Below are 24,725 nucleotides of genomic sequence, written 5' to 3' on the forward strand. Positions count from 1 at the left end.
TTCAGAGTTGCGCCGACAGGCGCTTGATCTCGCGGTTCAGCACGCGCTCGTTGTCCGAATAGTCGATCGGCACGTCGATCACGTGCACGCCCGGCGACGAGAAACACTCGCGCAGCAGCGGCTCGAGATCGTCGGCCGATTCGACGCGGTGCCCGTGCGCGCCGTAGCTTTGCGCATACGCGACGAAATCGGGGTTCTGCAGCGTCATCGCGAAATCGGGGAAGTTCATGTTCTCCTGCTTCCAGCGGATCATCCCGAACGCGTCGTCGCGCAGGATCATCACGACGAGGTCGAGCTTCAGCCGCACGGCCGTTTCGAGCTCCTGCGAATTCATCATGAAGCCGCCGTCGCCGCACACGGCGATCACCTTGCGCTGCGGATGCACGATCTTGGTCGCGATCGCCGACGGCAGGCCTGCGCCCATCGACGCGAGCGCGTTGTCGAGCAGCAGCGAATTCGGCTCGTGCGCGCGCCAGTAGCGCGCGAACCAGATCTTGTACATCCCGTTGTCGAGACAGACGATGCCGTCGACCGGCAGCGCGTTGTAAAGATCGTTGACGATCCGCACCGGATACATCGGGAAGCGCGGATCGTGCTGGCCCTTCTCCAGATGGGCGTCGAAATGCTCCTTGATCATCGCGAAGCGCGCGAAATCCCAGTGCGGCTGCGGCGCGATCGCTTCCGTCATCTGCCACACCGCGTTCGCGATGTCGCCGACCACCTCGATCTGCGGGAAATAGACGGGATCGACCTGCGCGCCGAGGAAGTTCACGTGGATCACGGTCTTGTCGTCCGCGCGCATGAAGAACGGTGGCTTCTCGATCACGTCGTGGCCGACGTTGATGATGCAGTCGGCATGCTCGATCGCGCGGTGTACGAAGTCGCCGTCGGACAGCGTCGCGTTGCCGAGCCACAGCGGATGCGACTCGTCGATCACGCCCTTGCCCATCTGCGTCGTGAAGAACGGGATGCCCGTCTTGTCGACGAATTCGCCGAGGATCTTGCGGGTCGTCTTGCGGTTGCCGCCCGCGCCGATCATCAGCAGCGGATGGCGCGCGGCCTGGATCGCGTCGACCGCGTGCGCGACCGCCTTTTCCTCGGCCACCGGCCGCCGGCTGTAGCTGCGCGGGATCGGCTTGCCGTCACCCTCCTCGTGCGCGATGTCTTCCGGCAGTTCGAGGTGCGCGGCGCCCGGACGCTCCTCCTCCGCGCGACGGAACGCCTCGCGCACGGCCGACGGGATGTTGCCGATCGACACGATCTGCCGCGTGAACTTCGTGAGCGGCTGCATCATGTCGACCACGTCGACGATCTGGAAGTGGCCCTGCTTGCTGGACTTGATCGGCTTCTGCCCGGTGATCATCAGCATCGGCATCCCGCCGAGCTGCGCATACGCGGCGGCCGTCACGAAATTCGTCGCGCCGGGCCCGAGCGTGGCGATACACACGCCGGTGCGGCCCGTCAGGCGGCCGTAGGTGGCGGCCATGAACCCGGCCGCCTGCTCGTGCCGGGTCAGCACGAGCTTGATCTTCGATCGCCGCAGCGATTCGAGCAGATCGAGGTTTTCTTCGCCTGGAATGCCGAACACGTACTCGACGCCTTCGGCTTCCAGCGCCTTCACGAACAGATCCGATGCTTTCATGGGGGACTCTCGGTTGATGCCGCCTGCCCGGCCTACGGACACGCAGCGTTCAGAACGCGCGCCGGCCTACGGCACGCGGACGCTTTACCTACTGGACACAAACCACGGCACTGCCCGCCGCGCAACACGCAACACGCGATACGCGGCGGCGCCTCCGGATTCCGGAGGACAAACGGATCCGCCCGCGCGCGGCAAGCGCGCGGGCGGCAAGGACGTTTTTGATTGTAGACGGATTCGGGAAATGTCGACTTCGGCCAAACGGCCATTTGGCGCCCAAGCGAAGCAGGCGGCCCTAATGTAGCGGCAACGGAACAGCCCGATACACCTGTGAACCATGGTTGACATACTGCAATCAATGCCCTACAGTGCGCCTACGTTCAGCATCCGGACCACCACCGTCTTCGACGCATGGTTTGCCGGCCTGCAGGATCGCGTCGCAAAGCGCCGCATCCAGGCGCGCATCGACCGCCTGTCGATGGGCAATCCGGGCGACTGGAAATCCGCCGGCTCGCCGGTCGTCGAAATGCGTATCGACCATGGCCCCGGATATCGCGTCTACTACGTCCGGCGAGGAACGATCTGGGTCATCCTGCTCTGCGGCGGCGATAAATCGACGCAACAGGCCGACATACGCGCCGCGCACGCGATGCTCGCGCATCTCGACATGGAGTAATCGATGGACAAGATCAGCACCCGGCCGTGGGATTCGGCCGACCATCTGAAGACCGAAGACGACATGGCCGACTACTTCGAAGCGTGCCTGCAGGAAGCCGGCGACGATCCGGCCTTCATCGCGCACGCGCTCGGGGTAATCGCACGCGCACGTGGCATGTCGCAGGTCGCGCGCGATGCGGGCCTGTCACGTGAAGGGCTATACAAGGCGCTGTCGCACGACGGCAACCCGAGCTTCGGCACCATCCTGAAGGTCATCAAGGCGCTCGGCCTGCAACTGCACGGCTCGAAAGCGCACGCATGACGCGCGGGCACGGCCCGTCGCGCCCTCCGCGCGATGTCCGCGACCGCGTCAATGCAACCACCCGGCCGCCCAGCGCGGCACCAGCGACACCAGATACAACCCAAGCCCGATCAACCCGCCGACCAGCGTGCCGTTGATGCAATAGATCGTCCGAATGGCATATCGGCCCCGTAAAGGCGACGTGCGCCCCTATACTCGTCGGGACGACGGCAACCGGCCGGCATGCATTGGCGAAACCTGCCATCGCACGATGATCTCATCAACTCCCTATCAATCAGCATTCCTATTGGTTATTTCACGCAGAGGCGCTTCGACGTAAGCGTCGTCGAAATCATTTCACCCCTATTGACGTATTACGCCAAACGTAATACCATGCCCGTAATGATCAGATCGTTCCGATGCAAAGATACTCGGTTGCTGTTTGCCGGAGAATCACCAAAGCGCTTCCGTACGATCGAAACCGTTGCTACCCGGAAACTGCAAATGGTCGCCGCCGCGAAAGAATTGCGCGACTTGCGAGCACCGCCCGGCAACCGGCTCGAAGCATTGCAAGGCGATCGGGATGGTCAGCACAGCATCCGAATCAACGAACAATGGCGGGTCTGTTTCGAATGGAGTGACGATGGCCCGACCCAGGTCGAGATCGTCGACTATCACTGACTGGAGCTTTGCATGCTCAAGAATGGAATGCGCCCGATTCATCCGGGCGAAGTCCTGCGGGAAGAATTCCTCGTTCCGCTGGACATGAGCGTCAACGCACTGTCGCTCGCGTTGAACGTGCCGGCGACACGCTTGCACGAAATCGTCAAGGAACGGCGCGGTATCACGGCCGATACGGCTTACCGGCTCGCGCGCTACTTCGAGACGTCGCCGGAATTCTGGCTGAACCTGCAGACCGCCTACGATCTCAAGACACTGCCGACGCGCAGCGAGATCGACCGCAAGGTCGAACCGCGCGAGCGCACGCACGCGTAAGCACCGCAGCCGCAGTTCGCCGGCGTGACCGCGTCAATGCAACCACCCGGCCGCCCAGCGCGGCACCAGCGACACCAGATACAACCCGAGCCCGATCAGCCCGCCGACCAGCGTGCCGTTGATGCGGATGTATTGCAGATCCTTGCCGATGTTCAGCTCGATCTGCTGCGACATCTCGCGTGCATCCCAGTTGCGCACCGTGTCGCGGATATGGCGCATCAGGAAATCCGCGAAATCCGGCGCCATCTCGTGCACCGCCTTCTCGACGTGCTCGTTCAGCGACGCGCGCAATGCCGGGCTCTCCGCAAGCCGCGCACCGAGCCAGCCACCGAGCGTCGCGGCCTGCCGGTGCAGCGCCGAATCGGGGCGTGCGAGATCGGCCTTCAGCCACGCACGCAACTGATCCCACAAGTCGCGCACATACTCGTTGAACGCGGCGCCGTCGCGAACATAGCGCTTGATCTCCTCGCCCTTCGCGATGAACACGGGATCGTGCTTCAACTGCTCGGTCAACCGCACGACCGTCCGGTCGAAGCGCTGCCGCAGCTCATGCTCCGGGTCGGCCGCCACGCCCTCCAGCAGGCGGCTCACCGCGCTCGCGAGCATCCGCGCGCCGTTCTCGCCGAACCACTGTGTCGGCATGATCTTCTCGACCTTCGGGTATTGCGTCTTCAGCCATTCGACGATGAATCCCGCGATCACCTCGCGGTTCTCCTCCTTGTCGAGCACGTCGACCACCTGTTCGATCGCATCGTCGAGCAGCACCTGGTGGCGGCCGTCCTTCGTCAGCGTGTCGAGGATCGCGCCGGCCGATTGCGACAGGTCGACCCGGTCGATCACCGCGCGAAACGCGTCGTGGACGAACGACTGGATCCGCGCGTCGTCGGTCATGTCGAGCGCGAAACTCATCAGCTTCGTCACATAGCCGCCGAGCGTATCGGTGTTCGCCGGCTCGCCGAGCCACGCGCCGAGTTTCTGCGCGGGATCGTGCTGGCGGATCTGCGCGGCGAGCGCGTCGGGGCCAAGGAATTTCTCGCGCACGAACACCGCGAGGTTGTCGGCGATCTTGTCCTTGTTCTTCGGAATGATCTCGGTATGACGCGACACGAATGGAATCGGCACACGGCGGAACAACGCGACGACCGCGAACCAGTCGGCGAGCGCGCCAACCATCGCGGCTTCGGCCACGGCCTTGAAGCCGTCGACCCACGGGCCACGCGGCAACAGGATCGTCGTGACGAACACCGCGACGGCGGCCAGCAGCAGCCACAGCGCGCGGCGCTTGCTTCGTTTCAGTTCGAGGGCTTTGTCAGGCGTCATGGCGGCAGACGAATCGGCGATGCCGCTAATATCCCCGATTTTGCACCGGCCGACAAACGCGCGGCATGACGCGCGACGGGCCCGCGCGACCGCCTCCGCGCATCACATCGCCCGCCACGTCACGCAACCGTCCTGCAAGCGCACGGCCGGCGACGTCGGCGCCGACACACAATCCGTCCGCCGCGCCGGCCTTGCTTACCGCGCCTGCCGCCGTTATAGAAACGTCTTCAGGTTCACCGCCGAATCGGCGAGCTTCACCGGATCGGGCACCGCCCCCGCCGCGATCAACCGGCGCGATGCGCCGATATCGCGCCCCAGGTTCGCCGCGGCCACCGCGACGATCCTGCCGTCGTCACCCAGCCCGAATACCGTGAACGGCCCGCTCGCCGGATCGCCGCGCACGACGATCGTGCGTTCGCTGCCGAACAGCCCGAGCATCTGCAGGTTGCAGTCGTACTGATCGGACCACAACCACGGCAGTTCGGCATAGGTTTCGTCGGCGCCGAGCAGGTTCGCGGCCGCGACGGCCGGCTGGTTTTCGGCCACCTGCCACGATTCGATCCGCACGTGACGCCCGAGCAGCGGATTGAAGTGCATCGTCACCTCGCCCGCCGCGAAGATCGCCGGATCAACCGTGCGGCAGCCCGCGTCGACGCGTATCCCGTTGTCGACCTCGAGCCCCGCTGCCTGCGCAAGCTCGACATTCGGCACCACACCGATACCGACCACGACGAGGTCGGCCGGCACGTCGCCACGATCGGTCTCGACGATCGCGCCGCCGCCCGGCGCACGACGGATCGCGCGCGGCAGCGTTGCCATCTGGAAGAGCACGCCATGTGCGTCATGCAGCCGATGCGCATACGCGCCGACGACTTCCGGCAACGCGCGCTGCAGCAAGCGCGGCGCCGGATCGATCACCGTCACGTCGCATCCGAGCTGGCGCGCCGCCGCCGCGACCTCGAGGCCGATGAAACCACCCCCGAGCACCGCCACGCGGCGGCCCGGCGAAAGCTGCGTGCGCAACGCGCGCGCATCGTCGACCGTGCGAACGTAATGCGGCGTGACACCTTCGTCGATTGCGCCGCCAAACGTGCGCACCCGCGAACCCGTCGCCAGCACGAGCCGCGCGTAAGGCAGCGTCGTGCCGTCGTCGAGCTGCACGCGCAGCGCATCGCGCTCGATCGCGTCGACACGCGTGCCGAGCCGCAGCTCGATGCGCTGCGCGTCGTACCACGCGGCATCGCGCACGAACGCACGCTGCTCGCCGCCATCGCTCAGCAGCGCATCCTTCGACAGCGCGGGCCGGTCGTACGGCAGCTCGCGCTCCGCGCCGATCATCACGATGCGCGCCGCTGCATCGCGCTCGCGCAGCGCTTCGGCCGTGCGCCGCGCCGCGTGGCCGGCGCCGACGATCACGAACGGATCAGCCGACATTGACTTCCACCTGCCCGTCGACGATCCGGATCGGATAGGTCCGCACCGGCTCGGTGATCGGTGCGCATTTCGGCGCACCGGTGCGAATGTCGATCAGCCCCTGGTGCAGCGGGCATTCGACGCAGCCGTCCTCCACATAGCCTTCGGACAGCCGCGCATGGCCATGCGTGCAGAGATCGTGCATCGCGAACAGCTCGTCGCCGAGCCGGAACACGGCGATCGGTTTCTGGCCGGCGACGCGCGCCGCCGGTTCGTCTTCGGAGAATTCGTCGAAAGCGCCGAGCGGATGCCACTCGGCGAGCGTTGCTTCGGTCATGACTTTTCCTTGCTTCCGTATCAGATCGGGGTTGCGAGCAGCGTCTGCACGCGCGACGTGTCGTAGATCACCCGCTTGGTCTTGTAGCGCAGCCCGTCCGGCGTGCGCACAACCGTGTCGTAGTACTTGCCGGCCTGGTACACGTTCGACTCGCCGTTGCTGCGCGTCTGCACGACGACGTAGTTGCTCTCGGTGTCGATCTCGCCGTCACGTTCCGCAACAATCGTCAGGCCCGACGTCATGTGCCGGTACGTATGCTCTTCGTAGATGTTCGCGTGCCGCAGCGACACCACGCGGTCGCGCAGCATCCGCTGGTTCGTGCAGTGCACGATCCCGACCGGCAGCCCGAGGTCGGCGTTCTCCTTCGGCACGATTTCGTACGTGCAGTCCTCGGTAAACATCGTCGGCCATGCTTCGAGCCGGTTGTTGTCGAGGTGCCCGATATAGCGGTTCTGGAGCATGTAAATCTCGAACCACGTCTTCATGTCTTCCGTCATTTCGCTCTCCCGCCTCAATAGCCCATCAGCTTCTGGTAGCCGACCCAGAACTTGCGGATCAGGCTTTCGGTGATCACGGTGTCCTGCTGGTCCGGATTGCCGCGCGACATCTCGATCACCGACGTCGCGTCGCCGTCGCGCACCGTGCCGCGCTGCACGAGCTCGGTCGCCTCGGTGTCCTCCATCGAGATATAGCCGGCCGGTCCGACGAGGTTCGCCTGCTTGATGCGCAGCGCGCGAAGCTCGGGCGTGTCGTCCGCGTAACCGAAGAAATGGAAGATCAGTTCGAAGTTGTCGGGGCCTTTCGGCAGGATCTGGCGCGCGACCAGCGTGTTGTGGATCTGCTGGATCACGAGTTGCGGGAAGATCGGCTGGATATGGTTCGTGCAGTCCTCGTCGTATTCCGACACGAGATCGAGAATCGATTCGTCCTCCAGATGAAAGCCTTCGTCGAACGAGCGAATGTTCTGCTGCTTGTACGCCGCCGACGTATCGTCGTTCGTCTTCGTCACCGTGATGATGCTGTGCAGCCCGTGGTTCGCATCCGGAATCGAGCGCGCCTTCATCCCGACGCGGAAGATGTTGAAGGTCGTATGGAACAGGTGCAGCATGCTCGCGTGATACGGGTCCTTCACGTTCTCCATGTACAGCTTCCAGTTCGACTTCGAATACTGGCGCGTGCAGCCGAGATACTCGATCGGCTTATGGAAGATCCGGTCGATCCACGGGCGCATCTGCTCGCCGAGATAGTCGGGCAGCGGCATCACGTCGTCGCTGAAGGTGGCGAACACGAGCCCGCGATAGCTGTCGACGCGCAGCTTGCGCAGCCCGTGCTGCTTCGGGTCGAAGTCGGCCGGCATCCCGGACATCCCCTTCTGGCCGCGCCGGAACGGCACGCCGAGCAGGTTGCCCGAGTTGTCGAAGCTCCACTGGTGATACACGCACGTGTGCGAGCTCGCGTTGCCGCGCGACTTGCGGCACACCTGCGCGCCGCGGTGCGCGCAGCGGTTCACCCACGCGGAAAGCGTGCCGTCCTCGGTGCGCGTGACGACCACCGGCGTATCGCCGACGAACGTGCTCTTGAAGTCGCCGGCATTCGGGATTTCCGCTTCCAGCGCGACGAAGTTCCACGTCGGGCCGCGAAAGATGCGTTCCTGCTCGCGTTCGTAGACGGCCTGCGAGCTGAACACCTTGTACGGCACGCGCGAGCCGTCGTCGTGCGGAAAGCTCACGGCGGACGCGTCGTCGCGCGAGGCGAACATGACGGGCGATTCTGTCTGCTCCATGTCGGACTCCTTGTGGTTCCGTTTCATTAACAAGATGGAGTCCATTTTTGAAAGGCTAATATTCGCCGTCTATCCGGAAAGTGCGATTGCGGCGGCGCAATATCCACTTTCGGCGGATTTCTGCGCTAGCATGGCGGCACACACGACCCTGCGCACGATCGCGACCCATTCATCGGATCGAAGCGCACGTCGCTCATACAAAGGCTGAGGCCCATGTCCCCAACGTCGTTCGAGCCGCTCGCGCTGCGCGCGCACCGGCTGTTCGAATCCCGCGATCTCGACGAGACGCGCGAGCGGATCTCGCGCGTGATGCAGCCGCATGCGCTGCTGCCGAACGGCCGCACGCATGGTGCGTCGCACATGGATTTCGTCAGGCTCGGCGGGCTTGGTATCGGCACGATCGCATTCGGCGACGCGATGCGCGTGCAGGTCGACGCGGTCGACGGCTACTACCTGCTGATGTTCTGCCTGTCCGGCCAGGCCGAGGTGCGCGCGATGGGGCGGCAGCTCGGCGTCGACGGCCAGACAGGCGTGCTGTGCGCGCCCGGGGAGCCCTTCGACGCGGTGCTGTCCGCCGATTGCGAGCAGTTCGTGCTGCGCATCGACGCGGCAACGGTCGGCTCGCTGACGGGCGACCCGCGCGCGACGCTCGATCCCGTGCTGCATGTCAGCGACGCCGCGCTCGCCGCGTGGCGCCAGCAACTGATGCTCGTCGCGCGTTCGCCCGAACTGCTCGAACGCGCGAACGCGAACCCGCGCGTCGCGTCGCAGCTCGAGCACTTGCTGATCGACCTGTTGATCGAAGGTCACCCGCCGTCCGTGCTGCACGCGTCACATCGCGACCCGGCGCCGGGCTTCGTGCGGCGCGCGCAGGAGTTCGTGAACGCGCACTACACGCAGCCGCTGCAACTCGCCGATATCGTCCAGGCCGCCAACGTGCCGGAACGGACGCTGCGCGACGCGTTCCTGCAGTTCCGCGGAATGAGCCCGATGCAATACCTGCGCGCGACGCGGCTCGACCATGCACGCGAGTTGTTGCGCGGCGCGATGTCCGACCGGCGGATCGCCGATGTCGCGCTCGATTGCGGGTTTACCCACCTCGGGCGATTCGCGATCGCGTATCGGGAGAAGTTCGGGGAATCGCCGTCGGAAACGCTCGACGCGAAGCGATAGCGGCGCATTCGCTGACGCAGCCTGCGGCCTATGACCTGTACGACCGGGCGGGGCTTGCATCGGCGCGCGTGACATTGCGACACCTTCTCCGCATTCATCGGCGCGCGCCGAAACAGACCGTTAGTTGCGGTACTTGAGCGCAGCGACGCTCGTCAAGCCGTAGACCCGATCATCTCCCGCGCAATCGCGCAGAACGCGGCAGTGGCGGCGCTTTCGCCGTGCAGCCGGCGGCTCATGATGATCGGCGACGTCGCGGCCGGCTCCGGCAACCGCCGGTAGACCACGCCCTTCACGCGCACCCCCTCCACGCTCTCCGGCACCAGCGACACGCCCACCTGCGCGGCCACGAGCCCGAGCGCCGTCTGCAGCTCGCGCACCTCGTGCACGGCCGCCGGCACCAGCGCGCCGTCGCGCAGCGCGGACAGCTGCTGATCGGCGAAGCTCGGCCGCGGCGTGCTCGGATAGACGATCAGCGTCTCGTTCGCGATATCCGCGAGCGTCAGCGGCCGGGCCGGATCGGCGAGCGGATGCCCGGCCGGCAGCGCCGCGATCAGTTTTTCCTCGATCAGCGCCTCGCGCACCAGTTGGTCGTCGTCGAACCGCAGCCGGCCGAAACCCACATCGATCCGCCCGCCCTTCAGCGCGCCGAGCTGTTCGAGCGTGAACATTTCGATCAGCGACAGCTCGACGTCCGGCTGCGCCTCGCGAAACGCGCGGATCACGTCCGGCAGCGCACCGTACAGCGTCGACGGCACGAAGCCGATCACGATCCGCTCCGACAGCTGCGCGAGCCGCCGCGTCAGCGGGCCGAGCTCGTCGGCCTGGTCGACGAGGCGCTTTGCCTGCGCATAGAACACGCGCCCCGCATCCGTCAGCTTCAGCGGCCGCGCACCGCGCTCGAACAGCGGCAGCCCGATTTCGTCCTCGATCGCCTGGAGCTGGCGGCTCAGCGGCGGCTGCGTCATGTGCAAGCGCTCCGCGGCCCGCGTGATGTTCATTTCCTCGGCGACGGCGATGAAGTAGCGGAGCTGACGCAATTCCATTTCATGCCTCAAAGGTATGGAAGTAGTCGGAAAGAGTGTTGGACGACGCGGGGCGGGAATTCCTACCATGTGCACCAACAGGAGGAATCGCATGATAGCAACTGCCGCCACCATCGAACGCATCGAGACGCTGCTCGTCGACGTGCCGACGATTCGGCCCCACAAATTGTCGGTCGCCACGATGAATTGCCAGACTCTCGTGCTGGTCCGTGTTCGATGCACGGACGGTATCGAAGGCGTCGGCGAGGCGACGACCATCGGCGGTCTCGCGTACGGCGAGGAAAGCCCCGAAAGCATCAAGGTCAACATCGACACCTACTTCGCGCCGCTGCTGAAGGGCATGGACGCGACGCGCCCGGGCGCCGCGATGGCGCGCGCCCGCAAGCTGTTCCAGGGCAACCGCTTCGCGAAGTGCGCGATCGAAACTGCGCTGTTCGACGCACAGGCACAGCGTCTCGGCGTGCCGCTGTCCGAGCTGTTCGGCGGCCGCCGGACCGATGCGGTGGACGTCGCCTGGACGCTTGCGAGCGGCGATACGCAGCGCGACATCGCGGAAGCCGAAGCGATGCTCGACGCGCGCCGCCACCGTGCATTCAAACTGAAGATCGGCTCGAACGCGGTCGCGGACGACGTCGCGCACGTCGTCGCGATCAAGCGCGCACTCGGCGAGCGCGGCGACGTGCGTGTCGACGTGAACCAGGCATGGAGCGAAACCGACGCGATCTGGGCCGGCGCGCGGCTCGCGGACGCCGGTGTGAGCCTCGTCGAGCAGCCGATTGCCGCGACCAACCGCGCGGGACTGAAACGTCTCACGCAGCTCGCGCAGGTGCCGATCATGGCCGACGAGGCGCTGCACGGCCCCGTCGATGCGTTCGCGCTCGCGCAGGATCGCGCGGCTGACGTGTTCGCGGTGAAGATCGCGCAATCGGGCGGCCTGCAGGGCGCGGCGAGCGTCGCGTCGATCGCGGCGGCGGCGGGCATCGAACTGTACGGCGGCACGATGCTCGAGGGCGCGGCCGGCACGATGGCGTCCGCGCAACTGTTCAGCACATTCGACTCGCTGAAATGGGGCACCGAGCTGTTCGGCCCGCTGCTGCTCACCGAGGAAATCCTCGTCGAGCCGCTGCGCTACGAGGATTTCCAGCTGCACCTGCCGGCGACGCCCGGCCTCGGCATCACCTTCGACTGGGCCCGCATCGAACGGATGCGACGCGACGCCCGTTGACCCCACACGACAACCGAAACCGGAGACACAGATGAACAAGCAAGCCATCGACGCACTGCTGAAGACCTTCGACGACGCCGCCGAGAAACCCGGCAACCCGCGCGTGCGCGCGATCGTCAACCGGATCGTGAAGGACATCTGCTACACGATCGAGGACTTCGACGTGCAGCCGAGCGAGTTCTGGACGGCACTGAACTACCTGAACGAAGCCGGCCGCGAATTCGGGCTGATCGCCGCGGGCCTCGGCCTCGAGCGCTTCCTCGACGTGCGCATGGACGAAGCCGAGGAAAAGGCCGGCATCCAGGGCGGCACGCCGCGCACGATCGAAGGGCCGCTGTATGTCGCCGGAGCGCCGGAATCGCTCGGCCATGCACGTCTCGACGACGGCACCGATCCGGGCCAGACGCTGATCATGCGCGGCCAGGTGCTCGGCCACGACGGCGCGCCGATCGCGAATGCGCTGGTCGAGGTGTGGCATGCGAACCATCTCGGCAACTACTCGTACTTCGACCAGTCGCAGCCCGCGTTCAACCTGCGCCGCTCGATCCGCACCGATGCCGAAGGCCGCTACAGCTTCCGCAGCGTACTGCCGGTCGGCTACAGCGTGCCGCCGGGCAGCAAGACCGAGCAACTGCTCGACCAGCTCGGCCGCCACGGCCATCGTCCGGCGCACATTCACTTCTTCGTTTCGGCCGACGGTTATCGTAAGCTGACGACGCAGATCAACATCGACGGCGATCCGCATCTGTGGGATGACTTCGCGTTCGCGACTCGCGACGGGCTGATTCCGCCGGTCAAGCAGGCGGAAGGCGCGGAAGGCAAGCCGTATGGCGTGGACGGGCAGTTCGCGCTGATCGACTTCGACTTCTCGCTGCTCAAGGAAAAGCAGGACGTGCCGGGAAGCGAAGTCGAACGAGCCCGCGCGCAGGCGTGAGCGGACTTCCCGTTCGACGAATCGACAACGCAAGGAGTGCAGGATGCTGTTTCATGTGGAAATGACCGTCCGTCTGCCGACGGACATGGATCCGGTCAAGGCGGCCACGCTGAAGGCGGAAGAAAAGGCGATGTGCCAGCGGCTGATGAACGAAGGGACCTGGCGACATCTGTGGCGAATCGCGGGGCAGTATGCGAACGTCAGTATTTTCGATGTCGAGAGCGTGCAGCAGCTGCATGACCTGCTGAGCCAGCTGCCGCTGTTCCCGTATATGGAGATGGAAGTGCGGGCGCTGTGCCGGCATCCGTCTTCGGTGCGGGACGACGATCGCTAAGCAGGCGATCGAGCACTGACAAGACGGGCGGCCTGCGATCGTATCGCGGGCCGCCCGTTTCATTTCGTCATCCGCAGCGGTGAATCAGGTTGCCGCGCGACCTACTTCTGCGCATCCATCTTGTCGGCGACTTCGTCGCCGTACACCTTCGCGACACGTCGCGCGACGATCGCCTGCATCAGCGTCTTGTCGAAATCGTCGGCGGTTTTCCAGCCGCTGCCATCCTTGACGAACGTGAAATCGCCCTTCAACTGCAGCATCGACGGCGCGCCGATCGCGCCGAGCAGCCGATCGCGATAATCGATCAGCAACGGACACGACACATGGTCGCCGTCGATCTGCTTGCAATCGGCGGACGGTATAACGCCCAGCACGCTGCTCGCCAGCGTCGTCGGTTCGTCGCTGCCGGGCATCGGCTTGCCGTAGCTCGGCGAGCGCTCCGACACGCTCTTGTCGAGTTGCGCGACGCCCGTCATGAACGCCGTGCTGATGACGTCGCGCCCGAGCGGCGCGCCGAGCTTCGGGTTGAGGCCCTGCGCGCTATAGCGGGCCGTCACGTATTCCGCCGGGAACGTCTGCACGACGAAATCGCTCTTGTCCTTGTCGTCGTGCCGGACCACATAGCCGAGCGTCGTGTGCTCGTCGGCGACAGTCAGGTCCGCCAGGCAGCCACGCACCTGATTGGCTTCGTCGTAGCCGACTTCGCGGTGGTTGCTGACGCGCGGAAAAGGCGTGCTGCCCTTGTCAAGCATCTGCATCGGGTTCTTGCGCATCATGTCCATGCGCGCGTCGAACATCAGCGAATTCAGCGTCTTGACAGTGCTTGACGCGCTGCACGCGGGCGCCGATGCGGGCCACAACAGGTAGGCGCCCACCGCCAGCGCGGCAGCCAGACCACCGAAGCCAATCAGCATCTGCTTCTTCTTTTGCTCGCGCTGGATCAATGCGACCGTTTCGTTCAGACGCTGTTCGAACCGGGGCGGATCGATCTCCTCCAGCATCTTCATCAGGATGAGCTTCGCGTCGATGCTAGCGAATTGGCCGTCCAGCAAGTCATGCGTCGCTTTCGCCTCGGCGTCCGACGTCGTGTAGCCCTCGGCGATCAGCCAGTCGAGCAGTTTGCGTGAGGAATCGGTATCGGGAAGCTCGGCCGGTGCGTCCTTCAGACGCTGCGTGACGCGCGCCGCCTGTTCCTCGGTCAGATAGCCGCCGGCTTCGAGTGCCATCAGCAGGCTGGCGCGGTCATCGTGTTCGATCGATTCGGTGGGGCCCGCTTGTTCGAATGACATGATTGTTGTTCTCCGTCGAGACGGATTCGCTGCGCCGGCATGCAGGCCCGCAGGCGCGCAAGTCCATTACGCAGACGAATCGCGTCGATCCCCGGAAGCTACTTGATTTGACCGCACGTGTCGATATGTCCGTACCCTGTTGCATCCGGCCGCCTCGTCCACCCCGCCAGTTGGCCATTTCAAGACACTGCAAAGTTCCACCGTCAGCTATCGACTCGCCCCGCGCTTTCCGGAATCGCGACCGCCCACCAATTCGTTCATCGACAATTCGAGCTTGAGCGGCTTGTCGGCGTCGAGCCTCCTTTTCTCGACGACACGTTTCCACCCATCGCCGTTTCCCGGAGCCCGATAGAACGCGACGACTGCAACGTACCGCGTATCGCCCCGCATCGGCTGAGACAGGCTTGCCGATGCCCCGGGACTCACGACCGTCGACATGTCAGCCTGCAGATCCTGGGCGAGCACCGCCCGATCGCTCTTCATCAGATCGTCATACGACGCCCCGTCGAACACCTTGCGATCCTTCAACTGATACACACGAACCGCCACCGACATCGCGCGCCCAGCCTCGTCCGGATTCAGTGCAGCCCGTGCCGCGAGATCGACATTCAACACCTTTACCTGCTTGAAAAACAGCGCACGATAGGCATTCGACGATGCATCCGAAACGGACTGCCAGGCACCGCAGCCCGACAGAAGCAACGCTGCGGCAACAGTTGCCGCGCTCATTCGTTTGAACATGAAGGCTCCAGAATCAGATCGTGCGCGGCACGAGATGCAGGTTCGATTGAGGTGTCGGAAATGCCTCGTAGACACCGAGCGCGATATCGATCAAGCGCGCGCTCTCTGAGGGCAACACCGTGGTCCAGCCGAGACGCGGCGCAGGATCTGCACGCCCTGCCCCGACCACCGGACCCGGAACGAAACGGGACGACACTTCCATTCGCAAATGCACATCGGCTTTCACGCCGACATACAACCGAATGAACGCCATCAACTCGCGATGCAACGACGCGCCCGGCAACAGATCGTGCGCCTGCTGCGCATCGTCAGGCCGCAGCGTCACACGCACCGCACGGCTGCGATATGCGACGCGCCGGCCGAGCACGTAACCGCCGCCGAGTCCGACGCGCCGATCGTCCCGTGAAGCTGCAATCGCCGGGCGTGTCGACGTCAGCGGCCGCGGCCGGCCCGCGCTCGTCGTCACCGCCCAGAACTCGTCGACGCGCACGCCAGCCCGCGGCGCGGCCAATGCGATAACGCCGGCAAGCCCTTCGGACGTTCGCGTGCGCTGGATCAGCAAACCGAGCAGCGCAAGCATTCGAGACGCCGGTAAACCGGCACGCGCAGGTTTGTCGCCCCATCCAAACCCCGCCAGACACAACAGGCTCCGGGAATAATCATCGACACCGCCGGCCTGAAAACGCTCGGGATAGCGGTATTTCTTCCATGTACGGTACAGCAGCGTCGCGATGCGATGATTGAACGGGTCGAGAAACGCCTCGACCGCTTCATGTCCCTCTTCGCGCAGCGCGATCTCGTCGATCGTATGCGACGGCATCGCCGCATCGACCCCGTACAACCCCATGAATGTCGTGCGGATGGTCGGCGGCGCATCGCCATCCTCGTCGTCGACCTCGACCGCGGCCATCTCGCCGGCCGGAAAGCCCAAGCGAGCACGCGGCCGGAATCGCACCGGCTCGTGTTCCAGCGTATCGCGCGTACCGAATCCGGGCGCGTCGGGATCACAGGCTTCCAGCAGCCGACAGAACTGCATGAAGCTCATCTTCGGCGCACGCGCCAGCAGGCCCCCGACAATTGCCGGAAGCTCCTGCGCATCGGTCGCTTCGACACCGGCCCGATTAAATGCGCGCCTCACAATGCCGCCCTCTGCACCTTGCCGCGCGGCCACTCCGTCCGAAGCTGAGACGGCAGGCTGACGATCGCCAGCTTCGTAAACAGGTTGATTTCCGCGTATGCCTCGAAGAACCGATGCAGCAATTCCCCGAACAGCATCACGTCGCCTTCGCCGGAAAATGCGTGCGAATCCAGCGTGATCTCGATCAAAACGCCTCGCTCGACGGCACCGCCCGACACCTCTTCGATCAATTCCTGCGACACATGCAAAATGCCCGCGAGCCGCCGCCGGTTCAGCTCGTCGCTGGTCCAGTCATAAAGCGCTAGGGCGCCTCGCAGCACTTCCGCGTCCATCATCGACAGGAAGTTCGGCGCCAGATGCGACAACACGCGCCACTGGAAGCGATCCTCCGTCGGTGGATACAGCGGCAACGTCGGCGACACGAGATTACGCACGCCCGCAACGCTTTGCGTGCTGACCGCGATCTCGTTGAGACTTGCCTCGCGCAACCCCTTGCGCGGCAGCATCCCGTTGGTACCGGTCACGCGCAAGGACAGGCTCTCCTCGGGAAGCGCATCCATCGTTTCCCACGCGTGACCACCGAGAATCACCCAGGTTTCGTGTATTCCCGACATGCCCGGACGCACGCGCGTATGGAAATAGCGTTCGGGGGCCTCGTGCCGCAGCATGCCGCCGCGGTGACGGAAGGTGGCAAACGGCACGTATTCGTATCGTTCGGCCGTATCGTGGTCGAATGTCGCGATCGCGTCGACCGAATACGTTTCGACATGCTCGCCCTGATGGCCGGCCGGCACGACGCGATATTCGGTTTCGTGATGATCGATCTCGATAGGTTCGGCATCGAGTTCGAACAGGTTGATGACGGGCGTGCAGAACAGTCGCACGTTTTCCGCGCTGAAACGCTGGTCCGACGGATACGCGTGCTTCAGCACGATTTCGAGTTCGAAGCGGGTCGCACCTTCCGGAAGCTTCGCAACATCGAGCCCGCACACGTCGACGAACAGAAACTTCTCGCGGAACGTGAAGTACTCAAGCAGAAGCTGATAACCGGAAAACGCGGCATCGGCCTTGGGCCACAATCGCTCTTCTGTCGAGAAGCCCGCGGGCTCGATCGTGACATCCACGAGCGGCACCGGTTCGCCATCGCGAATTTCCGGGACGCGCCAGTGGATCGCGTCGACCTGCCGCGTGAGCGCGAGATGCATCGCGAATGCGGTCGGCAGATCCGCGTTCAGATGCACACGCAGGCGAGCCAAGTTCGTTTCACTGCGGAGTGCGGATCCCTGCAATGCAAAGCCGATCCTGATCACCGACCGGCCGTCATGGCGCACGGCCGGACCGGCGTGTGTAATCGTAATCGGATGAAGCGCGACCGGTTGTGTGGTCCGGTACAGGCACTGGATCGTTCGCAGCGCAGAATCCTCGACACCACTTGGCGAAGGAACATTGATCGGGGCTGACCTGACGGGTGCGCCGGCCGGCACCACTTCGGTCTTCTGCAGTTTCTCCGCGAACGGCATCAACTCCACGATCGACAGCGACGGAATCATCCGCAGATAGTGCGGCCACAACAGGCTGACGAGACCTTCGGTCAGTTCGGGCAATTCGTCATCGAGTTTTTGCCGAAGCCGCCCGGTCAGGAATGCGAAACCCTCGAAGAGCCGCTCGACGTACGGATCTCGATCACCTACGCGATCGAGATTGAGCAGACGCGCGCGATCGGGATGCGCTTTTGCGAACTCCTTGCCGGATTCGCGCAGATAACGCATTTCCGCTTCGTAGTAGCGCAGGATGGAATCATTGTTGTCCATGGGAATCCGTTACGAAAGGGTCAAGGCGCGGGCGGGATCGAGCACTGTCAGTTCGGCCTGCAGTTCAGCAACACGACGCATGAGTGCTGACTTATCGGCATCTTTGCGGCTGCTCATCGCTTTCAACGCCTTGACGAGTTGTTGCTTGACTTCGAACGTCAGCGCCGGCTCCCAGCGCATCAGCGGCAGCGACCGCGACGATGCGTCGAGCTCGGCAAGCAGCGCGAGCGCCGCATCGGGACGGCCGGCATGATCGGCAAGCCGGGCCATCACGAGCCGCTGCAGGTAGCGATGCCGATCGGTTTTCATGCCGGGTAGCGCTTCAAGCCAAGCGAAAGCCGTTTCGATGCCGTCGCGAGCCGCCAGTTCGCGGGCCTGGGTCTCGATTTCAGGCCAGTCGCCGGTGGCGTCGCCTTCGCTATCTGCGGAGACCGACAGCGGCGCAACCGTCTCGCCCGCCTCCAGGTCACGCACGACCGCGTGCCGGGCAATCCATTCGAGCGTCGTGTCGTCGGCGAATGGCGTGCCGTCGCTGAATGCCAGCCGTTCGATGCCCGGCAGTCGTTCGAGAAACAGCGCAAAGTCGGTGCGTAGCAGTTCGCGCCACGCGCTGTACGGCATGCCGACGTGATCGAGCGCGACGTGCTGGAAGTATTGAAGATCGAACCACAGGTGATTCACGCCTTCCATGAACGCGCCCTCGACACGCTCCAGCAACTCGTGCCAGTGCTTCTGCAGCACAAGGCGCTTCATCTGCTGGCGCAGCTCGGCGCGTGGTGGCGCCAGACGCGTATGCGATGCGGCATCTGCCGGTGGCACGTCGTGCAAGGTGTCCCAGCGAACGCTGCGCACGAGGCGCACCGACGGCAAATAGCCGTTTTCCTGATCCCGCAGCCACGCCGACATCGACCGTGCCTGATCGAGCAGGTCGCGCGCCGACGCGATCGCCCCGCTCGACGCGGGAACCGAAACGACCTTTTGCGGCACGGTCGCGCCCGGATTAGCGCTACCAGCCGGTTCGTCGTTGCGCTCGAAGCGGGAAACCAGCGACAGGAAATTCGGCCGCGCAGCTTCCGACCAGTTTCCTGTTTGTTCGACGAGCACGTCGAGTGCAGCAAGCGCACGCTCGAGATCGCGTGGCGCAAAGTCGCCACGGCTGTCCAGCGTGTCGATCACGCGTGACGTCGCCAGCATTTCCATCGCCGCCCGCTTCGCCTCGGCTCGCGCGGGCAGCACGGCCTCGCCGAACCGGTCGACTAGCGAAGCAGCCAGTTCCAGTCCGTCGGCAAAACCGGCCGGGCCGTCCTGCCGCAGCCTCGCGAACGTGTAGTAGCCGACCAGACGCAGATCCTTCCCGGTTTCCTTGAGCAACTGCTCGCAGGTGCGGACGATCAGTCCATCGTCGATTCCCGACAGCTTGTTTGCCTCGTCCTTCAGTTCGAAGAACGCATCCTCGTAGCCGGGATCGCGGCCGCATGCTTGTTCCCCGGGTATCGGAGCCAGCCATGCCGTCCAGGTGGTCTGCCGGGATTCCTGTAGCGAATCGACACGAGATCCGCCGACGAGTGTCTTTACAAAATTGGCAAGCGTCATGGCAGGTCTCAGAACGCAAATGCGTCGCCCAGCAAACGGAGGGCGTGTCCGAACGGTCTGGTGGCGGCATCGGAAGATGCGGAATTCGTCGCCAGCGAAGACACCGCGATCCGCGGATCGCTCTTTGGCGATTGCTCGACGGACACGCCCGGACGTGCGTCCGCTATTGCGGTCGTCCGACGGGACGCCTTCCTGGACTCCAACGGCATCGCTTCATCTGGCCACGTCATCGCACCCGGTAGCCCCGGTGGCAACGGCACGGCAGCGTGCCTGGCTGCGGCAATCGCCGCTGCCGGCAACGGCGGCGGACTGGCCGTCGACACCTTCGGCCCGGTGCTCGCCGCCCCGGTCATGAAAACCCGTGCAGGCAGCACGAAGTTGCGCAACTGGAGCACGTCGAGCGGGCCGGCGCCCGCCTCGCTGCGCAGTTGTACCTTCAGCGGGACGCCCTGGCTCGTATCCGGCGTCCAGGTCAGCAGGTAACGTGCGTTGTCCTGTTGCGTGACCTTCGCTCGCTCGAACAGGCGAATAAGGCCGAAGCGCCCCTGCGAATCGAGCGCCGTCCGCAAACCACCCTGCTCGGTCTGCCATTCGATATGCGACAGGTTTTCGAGCGACTGGCCAGGCCATTCGAACGGCGTCCATTCCTGCTTCTGGTTGAAATAGTGCAATTCGCGGCCGGACAACACGAACCGCATGTCGGTGACGCCCGGCGTCGGCACCGCCTGCAACTCGTAGCGCACGCGTGTATCGCCGGACGGGAACAGCACCGTCGAAATGCGCGTGAGTTTGTTCAATCCGCTCAGGAAGCCCGGATCGATCGTCAGCGCACCGGAATCGGTGCCCTGCGCGGGTACCCAGCGGTCGCCCTGCCGCTCGATGACGCCGGCCAGCTGCATCGTCACGAACTGTGTGATCACGCCACCATCGGGTCGCATGAAGCGCGCCATTTCGGGCAGCGACGCGTCGTTGTCCGAATCCGCGAACGGATAGCGGCCGCCGAACGACTTGTTCCAGTCGGCCACGATCGCCGCGCGCCAGATCTCGTTCAGGCTCGACGCTGCAGGCTGCACGATGACCTGCCATGCCTGATCGAACGGCGCCCGGAATAGTGCGCCGAAGCCGGACCACTGTTCGCCGAGGCTCGCGGCGACCCGGCTCGCATAGTCGCGACTGTCGGCGATGTCGGATGTCTTGCCTTGCAACACCGACTGGGCTGCCAGTCGCGCAACCGCATCCGGATCGGCGCTGGAGACAATCTGCGACGTCTTCAGGCGCATGGCCGTGATGCGCTCCAGATAGCGGGCGAGGCTCAGATCACCGGTCGCGGCCATTTGCGCGGCGGAGGTTTTGCCGTTGGCCGGTACGCCGGAGACGAGATCGCTGCCGGTCAGACGCAGGATCGGGCCGAACGCAGCCGCCAGCGGCGCGAGCTGCGGTTTGACCTGTTTCGACGGATCCTTTTCGTCGGCGCCGACGAGCTGCTGTGCCTTGCTGATCAGCGTATCGGACAGCGACTGCGTGTTGGCCCCCGTTCCCGCCTGATAGACGATCGCATTCATCAGCGCGACGAGCGGCGAACGTTGCGGATCGCCCAGCAAGGTCAGTTGATCGGCCGTGGCGGAAAGCGTCGGTGCCGGTTGCCAGCGCACGCTGTTGAGGAACTGTGCCCAGGCGCGCGCATAGTCGTCGAAATAGCGTTGGCGCAGTTCGTCCTTCAGTGTCGACGAGGACTGGCCGGCGGCGTTGGTGTCGGAAAGCACCCAGTCGCTTGCCACGTCGTGTTGCTCGCCCGCTTCGTCAATGGCCTTGGCGATCCGTTCGTCCCATGCTGCGCGCGTGAATACGCCCGGCACGGTCATGGCCGTGTTGAACAAGCCACCGCTTGTCGCGCCGCCTGCACCGGCCTGGGATGCCGCGTCACCCAGCAGCGTGGCAAGCGACACAGGCGGATACTTCGGCGTCGCTTCGTCGAGGATCTGCTGGTAGACCGCGTCCCGCGAATTCTGAATGCCCCGAACGCCGATCACCGTCTGGCGAGTCGCTACGATCAAGGTACTGTCCGGAACGATTGCCAACGCAGCCGCCGTCGACTTCGCACCGGGTCCCAGATGGTTCGTGAAGAATGTAATGGCTTGCTGCCGCAAGTCCTCCCATCTTCCTGGCGACAACGATGAATTGACGGGGCGCGCCGGCATGGACGTCGCAACGAGCTGGGGCGTCAGGAATGCGGCCACAGCGTGCTCCGGTTTCGCGAGCATCAGATAGGTCTTGAGCGTGTCGTATGCGGCCTGTACCTGCGCATCGCCGCCGCTGGCGATTTCTGCGTCGGATAACGATGCCAGTTGATGCAGTCGCGCCTCGATCTGCCGGCGAATCGGGCCGACGAGAATGCGGTTTGCCGCATCGGCATAGTGCGGCCAGAGGGCATCGAGCAATGCGTGGTCGCGGTTCAGGCCGAAGCGGGCACTCAGCGACGCGCGGGTGCGCTGGTGAATTTCAAGCGTGTCGATTTCCCTGTCCAGGTTGACAAGCATCTGCAGCGACTGTGTCGGCTCCTCGGTTCCCTTGATTGTTACGATCGTGTCTACTGCACTTCCGATCGTTGCGCGATTGACGAAGCCGGACAGCGTCGTGCCGGCAATCCAGCAGCCGAGCACGGCTGTCGCCATCCACGCTGCCGTGGTCGACAGCGAAACGCCGACGCGGCGACCATGAACCTTGCGGCTGTGATCGGCGACGGTTTGCCAGATCGTTCGATGTTGAGGACCGAGTGGCGAGTCGTCGCCGCTCGTATCGCTTGATAGCGGCGATTCGAGTTCGCGCTCCTTGAACAATGGCGCGAACAGTAAGCCGTGAACCCCATGTTTCCAGGCACGCGATTGGTTAGCGTCCAGCACGAGACTCGTCAACGCAGAGCGCAGATTGGCAATATGCTGCGACAACTCGACGGGATAGCGATCCCGTGCGTCTTTGGTGAGGCGTACAACTCCCGTGCTCGCCAGGTCGTAGCTGAGATCTTGCAGCGACGAATCGATACCGTCTGCGTTCAGGCACGCGTTCGACCAGGTAAAGCCGATTGCTTCATCCGGGCTCGACGTCATGCTGCCGAAATCGGTGGCGTCGAGCAGATATGCGGGCGCCGCCCAGCGCAGGGCACGCGCGTGAAGCGCGAGTTGCCGGCGAACGCCATCGACGTCGAACGGTACGTCCGCCGAACTGCGGTTGCGTGTCACCGCAACGATCGCGTCGATCGGGCGATACCGGCGCAGACGGCGGATCTGATCGAGCCATTCCGTCTCGAGCGTGTCTCGGGTTTGCCTGGCGTACAGCAGGATCGTATCGCCGGTGATGACATACCCCGTGTCGGCAAGTCCCGGTGCCAAGCGCTTCACCAGCGGCAGGTCGCCGGCGACTAGCACCCATCGTTCGCGATTGCGCCAACGCCAGCCGTGACGGTCACGCAGGAGATTCCGCAGCGCCGTAGCTCTGTCGACAGGCCCCGGTGGACCGCTCTGATCGTTGTGGTCGACGGACGCTGCGCGTTTTCCGGCATCGTAACGAGCAAACCAACGGGATGCTCTCAGCGAGGCAATTGAAAGCAGCACAAACTCGAAGTACTTGATCGACAGGATCACTATCAGCAAGCCCACCAACAGCACAAGCTCGATGATGATCCGGGTATCGCGCGACCATCCGTGACGGGGCCCTTCCATCCATACCGCGCTACCGAGCGCAATGAAGACGATCACTGCCGCGATGCCTATGAAGAGGCCTGCCGGCCGAGTCTTGTTGTCGTTCTTGTTATCGTTCATATCTGCTTTCTGCACATGAGGGCGATCAGTTCTTCACCTTCGCCACACAGCACTATTTGCGGGTCGCCCGTTGTCCGGGCACTTTCTGCAGCAAGGGTGACAGCCAACCACGGCCCTGCGCCGGAACAGTCACCCACTGACGTCTCGAGCGAGATCCATCGCGTCTCGTCGGGAAACGATGCGGCTTGCCGAACTGCACTGACTCTGTCGCCGGTCAGGCCATGCGTCCACAACGTGCTCAGACGGTCGTGCGAGGTTTGTCCCCAGCGCGCGGCAAGCTCAAGCGTCCGAGCGGCGGTATCGAGCGAGCCCCTGGCGGGGCGATGCAACCGCAACCCGACTGGCATGGCCGGTGACTCCAGGCGCGGGTGTCCGACGAGCAATGCGACACCCACCTCTGCAACGCCATCGGACAGGACGGAACTGATTGCATTGCGAAGCTCAACGGCGACCAGCAGGTGGACCGTATCGACAGCTCGATTGTCCAGCCACGCGTCCGTTCGGAAGAGCGAAATCGTGTGTTCACCCGATGTGACGTCCACCTTCAACGCAGGCACTCGTTCAGTGAGCACTTCCCGTAGCCGGGTGTCGAAAACCTCGGATTTCAGCCTGGATCGATGATGAAGATCGATCTGAAGCTTCGTTCGCGGCGGAAGTGTATTGAGCTGCGGCAGGAGACGATCGATCAAGCGTTCGAGCAGCCACGTACAGACGGCATGATGGCGTGCATGTTCAGTGAGCTCATTACCTGGATGAAAATGCATCTCCGGGATGTCGAGCCAGCGTGCATTGACTTCACTATCCGCGACCGCGCCGCTCGGCCGAAGCGTCGCCGCTACAGTTCCCGTCAGTATCCCTTCAAGCGAATTCTCCGAATCGTTCGCGGCGAAACACCATGCATGGCCCAGTATCGCGAGCGGTCTGCTCGCCATTGAGTGACATGCCTGCTCGGCCTCATCACTAACGCGGTTGGTCGCGATCGCCTGATTGCGACGGGTGTAGCCATACGCAAGCCACGCAAATAGCAGGAAAGCCCAGAACAGGAAGGGATAACCAACGACACAGAGCCAGAACCACAGCGTATTCGTCGGGCGGTCCGTTGGCCAAAACGTGATCGTCAGCCCGGCCCCGGCTCCCATGACGAGCACCAGCAGCAGCGTCCAGACGATCATCGAGGCTCGAG

At 64.2% G+C, this 24,725-nt stretch carries 22 protein-coding genes; 8 read left to right on the forward strand and 14 right to left on the reverse strand.

Annotation, left to right across the window (positions count from 1 at the left end; translation table 11 throughout):
* Nucleotide 1 precedes the first annotated feature (1 nt).
* Nucleotides 2-1,642, reverse strand: a complete 1,641-nt coding sequence (locus ACPTTF_RS28470; protein WP_166954292.1) for an acetolactate synthase large subunit — start codon at nt 1,640-1,642, stop codon at nt 2-4.
* A 355-nt stretch (nt 1,643-1,997) separates the two neighbouring features.
* Here ACPTTF_RS28470 and ACPTTF_RS28475 point away from each other — a divergent pair, with 355 nt between their 5' ends.
* The 4 genes from ACPTTF_RS28475 (at nt 1,998) to ACPTTF_RS28490 (ending at nt 3,593) form a co-directional block, all read left to right on the forward strand.
* The gene (locus tag ACPTTF_RS28475) at nt 1,998-2,315 is read left to right on the forward strand and encodes a type II toxin-antitoxin system RelE/ParE family toxin (RefSeq protein WP_423369900.1); all 318 of its coding nucleotides are present in this window, start codon (nt 1,998-2,000) and stop codon (nt 2,313-2,315) included.
* Nucleotides 2,316-2,318: 3 nt separating this feature from the next.
* Entirely contained in the window at nt 2,319-2,618 is a 300-nt protein-coding gene (locus tag ACPTTF_RS28480; protein ID WP_039344756.1) for an addiction module antidote protein, read from the forward strand.
* A gap of 372 nt (nt 2,619-2,990) precedes the next feature.
* On the forward strand, nt 2,991-3,278 hold the full coding sequence (locus ACPTTF_RS28485; RefSeq protein WP_423369901.1) for a type II toxin-antitoxin system RelE/ParE family toxin: 288 nt from the start codon (nt 2,991-2,993) through the stop codon (nt 3,276-3,278).
* Nucleotides 3,279-3,290: 12 nt separating this feature from the next.
* A complete protein-coding gene (locus ACPTTF_RS28490) occupies nt 3,291-3,593 on the forward strand; it encodes a HigA family addiction module antitoxin (RefSeq protein ID WP_166954294.1) in 303 nt (100 codons plus the stop codon).
* Between the two features lie 33 nt (nt 3,594-3,626).
* Here ACPTTF_RS28490 and ACPTTF_RS28495 read toward each other — a convergent pair whose 3' ends face one another.
* The 5 genes from ACPTTF_RS28495 to andAc form a co-directional block, all read right to left on the reverse strand.
* Complete coding sequence (locus ACPTTF_RS28495; protein WP_423369125.1) at nt 3,627-4,913, reverse strand: DUF445 domain-containing protein; 1,287 nt, start codon at nt 4,911-4,913, stop codon at nt 3,627-3,629.
* 213 nt (nt 4,914-5,126) lie between these two features.
* On the reverse strand, nt 5,127-6,347 hold the full coding sequence (gene andAa / locus ACPTTF_RS28500; RefSeq protein ID WP_423369126.1) for an anthranilate 1,2-dioxygenase system ferredoxin--NAD(+) reductase: 1,221 nt from the start codon (nt 6,345-6,347) through the stop codon (nt 5,127-5,129).
* Nucleotides 6,337-6,663, reverse strand: a complete 327-nt coding sequence (andAb, locus tag ACPTTF_RS28505; protein ID WP_423369127.1) for an anthranilate 1,2-dioxygenase ferredoxin subunit AndAb — start codon at nt 6,661-6,663, stop codon at nt 6,337-6,339. Before andAb ends, andAa begins: the two co-directional genes overlap by 11 nt.
* 20 nt (nt 6,664-6,683) lie before the next feature.
* A complete protein-coding gene (gene andAd, locus ACPTTF_RS28510; protein ID WP_166954302.1) occupies nt 6,684-7,160 on the reverse strand; it encodes an anthranilate 1,2-dioxygenase small subunit AndAd in 477 nt (158 codons plus the stop codon).
* A gap of 14 nt (nt 7,161-7,174) precedes the next feature.
* Nucleotides 7,175-8,446 (reverse strand): anthranilate 1,2-dioxygenase large subunit AndAc, encoded by a 1,272-nt coding sequence (gene andAc, locus ACPTTF_RS28515; protein ID WP_423369128.1) that lies wholly within the window; start codon nt 8,444-8,446, stop codon nt 7,175-7,177.
* Between the two features lie 213 nt (nt 8,447-8,659).
* On the opposite strand from andAc, the gene andR reads away from it, so the two are divergent.
* The gene (gene andR, locus ACPTTF_RS28520; protein WP_423369129.1) at nt 8,660-9,619 is read left to right on the forward strand and encodes an anthranilate 1,2-dioxygenase regulatory protein AndR; all 960 of its coding nucleotides are present in this window, start codon (nt 8,660-8,662) and stop codon (nt 9,617-9,619) included.
* 152 nt (nt 9,620-9,771) lie between these two features.
* Here the strand turns inward: andR and ACPTTF_RS28525 are convergent, their stop codons facing one another.
* Nucleotides 9,772-10,662, reverse strand: a complete 891-nt coding sequence (locus ACPTTF_RS28525; protein ID WP_423369130.1) for a LysR family transcriptional regulator — start codon at nt 10,660-10,662, stop codon at nt 9,772-9,774.
* 91 nt (nt 10,663-10,753) lie between these two features.
* On the opposite strand from ACPTTF_RS28525, the gene ACPTTF_RS28530 reads away from it, so the two are divergent.
* Genes ACPTTF_RS28530 through catC form a run of 3 tightly spaced genes read left to right on the forward strand, consistent with a single transcriptional unit; the run spans nt 10,754 to nt 13,155 of the window.
* Nucleotides 10,754-11,887: a muconate/chloromuconate family cycloisomerase gene (locus ACPTTF_RS28530; RefSeq protein WP_423369131.1), complete on the forward strand. Its 1,134-nt coding sequence runs from the start codon at nt 10,754-10,756 to the stop codon at nt 11,885-11,887.
* 31 nt (nt 11,888-11,918) lie between these two features.
* The gene (gene catA / locus ACPTTF_RS28535; protein WP_166954316.1) at nt 11,919-12,821 is read left to right on the forward strand and encodes a catechol 1,2-dioxygenase; all 903 of its coding nucleotides are present in this window, start codon (nt 11,919-11,921) and stop codon (nt 12,819-12,821) included.
* Nucleotides 12,822-12,864: 43 nt separating this feature from the next.
* Nucleotides 12,865-13,155, forward strand: a complete 291-nt coding sequence (gene catC, locus ACPTTF_RS28540; RefSeq protein WP_059706458.1) for a muconolactone Delta-isomerase — start codon at nt 12,865-12,867, stop codon at nt 13,153-13,155.
* A gap of 101 nt (nt 13,156-13,256) precedes the next feature.
* On the opposite strand, the gene ACPTTF_RS28545 is transcribed toward catC, so the two are convergent.
* From ACPTTF_RS28545 to ACPTTF_RS28575, 7 genes are all read right to left on the reverse strand, one after another.
* Nucleotides 13,257-14,444 (reverse strand): hypothetical protein, encoded by a 1,188-nt coding sequence (locus ACPTTF_RS28545; RefSeq protein ID WP_423369132.1) that lies wholly within the window; start codon nt 14,442-14,444, stop codon nt 13,257-13,259.
* Between the two features lie 207 nt (nt 14,445-14,651).
* Nucleotides 14,652-15,185, reverse strand: coding sequence for a type VI secretion system lipoprotein TssJ (gene tssJ / locus ACPTTF_RS28550; protein WP_423369133.1), 534 nt, complete (start codon nt 15,183-15,185; stop codon nt 14,652-14,654).
* 13 nt (nt 15,186-15,198) lie between these two features.
* Nucleotides 15,199-16,263 carry a type VI secretion system baseplate subunit TssG gene (tssG, locus tag ACPTTF_RS28555; protein WP_423369902.1) on the reverse strand — a complete coding sequence of 355 codons (1,065 nt, stop codon included), beginning with the start codon at nt 16,261-16,263 and terminating at the stop codon, nt 15,199-15,201.
* Between the two features lie 56 nt (nt 16,264-16,319).
* Nucleotides 16,320-18,134 carry a type VI secretion system baseplate subunit TssF gene (tssF, locus tag ACPTTF_RS28560; RefSeq protein WP_423369134.1) on the reverse strand — a complete coding sequence of 605 codons (1,815 nt, stop codon included), beginning with the start codon at nt 18,132-18,134 and terminating at the stop codon, nt 16,320-16,322.
* A gap of 9 nt (nt 18,135-18,143) precedes the next feature.
* Nucleotides 18,144-19,727, reverse strand: coding sequence for a type VI secretion system protein TssA (gene tssA, locus ACPTTF_RS28565; protein ID WP_423369135.1), 1,584 nt, complete (start codon nt 19,725-19,727; stop codon nt 18,144-18,146).
* 8 nt (nt 19,728-19,735) lie between these two features.
* Entirely contained in the window at nt 19,736-23,542 is a 3,807-nt protein-coding gene (locus tag ACPTTF_RS28570; RefSeq protein WP_423369136.1) for an ImcF-related family protein, read from the reverse strand.
* The gene (locus ACPTTF_RS28575; RefSeq protein ID WP_423369137.1) at nt 23,539-24,714 is read right to left on the reverse strand and encodes a hypothetical protein; all 1,176 of its coding nucleotides are present in this window, start codon (nt 24,712-24,714) and stop codon (nt 23,539-23,541) included. Before ACPTTF_RS28575 ends, ACPTTF_RS28570 begins: the two co-directional genes overlap by 4 nt.
* Between the last annotated feature and the right edge of the window lie 11 nt (nt 24,715-24,725).

The organism is Burkholderia crassaminum (genome assembly GCF_964265005.1).
In the GTDB taxonomy this organism is placed as follows: Bacteria; Pseudomonadota; Gammaproteobacteria; order Burkholderiales; family Burkholderiaceae; genus Burkholderia.

Bases quoted from the DNA above. Each gene is read 5' to 3' on its own strand.
- catC (WP_059706458.1), top strand. From the start codon at position 12,865: ATGCTGTTTCATGTGGAAATGACCGTCCGTCTGCCGACGGACATGGAT.
- tssF (WP_423369134.1), bottom strand. From the start codon at position 18,134: ATGGACAACAATGATTCCATCCTGCGCTACTACGAAGCGGAAATGCGT.
- ACPTTF_RS28530 (WP_423369131.1), top strand. From the start codon at position 10,754: ATGATAGCAACTGCCGCCACCATCGAACGCATCGAGACGCTGCTCGTC.
- ACPTTF_RS28475 (WP_423369900.1), top strand. From the start codon at position 1,998: ATGCCCTACAGTGCGCCTACGTTCAGCATCCGGACCACCACCGTCTTC.
- andAc (WP_423369128.1), bottom strand. From the start codon at position 8,446: ATGGAGCAGACAGAATCGCCCGTCATGTTCGCCTCGCGCGACGACGCG.
- andAa (WP_423369126.1), bottom strand. From the start codon at position 6,347: ATGTCGGCTGATCCGTTCGTGATCGTCGGCGCCGGCCACGCGGCGCGG.
- andR (WP_423369129.1), top strand. From the start codon at position 8,660: ATGTCCCCAACGTCGTTCGAGCCGCTCGCGCTGCGCGCGCACCGGCTG.
- tssA (WP_423369135.1), bottom strand. From the start codon at position 19,727: ATGACGCTTGCCAATTTTGTAAAGACACTCGTCGGCGGATCTCGTGTC.
- ACPTTF_RS28495 (WP_423369125.1), bottom strand. From the start codon at position 4,913: ATGACGCCTGACAAAGCCCTCGAACTGAAACGAAGCAAGCGCCGCGCG.
- ACPTTF_RS28570 (WP_423369136.1), bottom strand. From the start codon at position 23,542: ATGAACGATAACAAGAACGACAACAAGACTCGGCCGGCAGGCCTCTTC.
- andAb (WP_423369127.1), bottom strand. From the start codon at position 6,663: ATGACCGAAGCAACGCTCGCCGAGTGGCATCCGCTCGGCGCTTTCGAC.
- ACPTTF_RS28545 (WP_423369132.1), bottom strand. From the start codon at position 14,444: ATGTCATTCGAACAAGCGGGCCCCACCGAATCGATCGAACACGATGAC.
- andAd (WP_166954302.1), bottom strand. From the start codon at position 7,160: ATGACGGAAGACATGAAGACGTGGTTCGAGATTTACATGCTCCAGAAC.
- catA (WP_166954316.1), top strand. From the start codon at position 11,919: ATGAACAAGCAAGCCATCGACGCACTGCTGAAGACCTTCGACGACGCC.
- ACPTTF_RS28480 (WP_039344756.1), top strand. From the start codon at position 2,319: ATGGACAAGATCAGCACCCGGCCGTGGGATTCGGCCGACCATCTGAAG.
- ACPTTF_RS28470 (WP_166954292.1), bottom strand. From the start codon at position 1,642: ATGAAAGCATCGGATCTGTTCGTGAAGGCGCTGGAAGCCGAAGGCGTC.
- ACPTTF_RS28485 (WP_423369901.1), top strand. From the start codon at position 2,991: ATGCCCGTAATGATCAGATCGTTCCGATGCAAAGATACTCGGTTGCTG.
- ACPTTF_RS28575 (WP_423369137.1), bottom strand. From the start codon at position 24,714: ATGATCGTCTGGACGCTGCTGCTGGTGCTCGTCATGGGAGCCGGGGCC.
- ACPTTF_RS28490 (WP_166954294.1), top strand. From the start codon at position 3,291: ATGCTCAAGAATGGAATGCGCCCGATTCATCCGGGCGAAGTCCTGCGG.
- ACPTTF_RS28525 (WP_423369130.1), bottom strand. From the start codon at position 10,662: ATGGAATTGCGTCAGCTCCGCTACTTCATCGCCGTCGCCGAGGAAATG.
- tssJ (WP_423369133.1), bottom strand. From the start codon at position 15,185: ATGTTCAAACGAATGAGCGCGGCAACTGTTGCCGCAGCGTTGCTTCTG.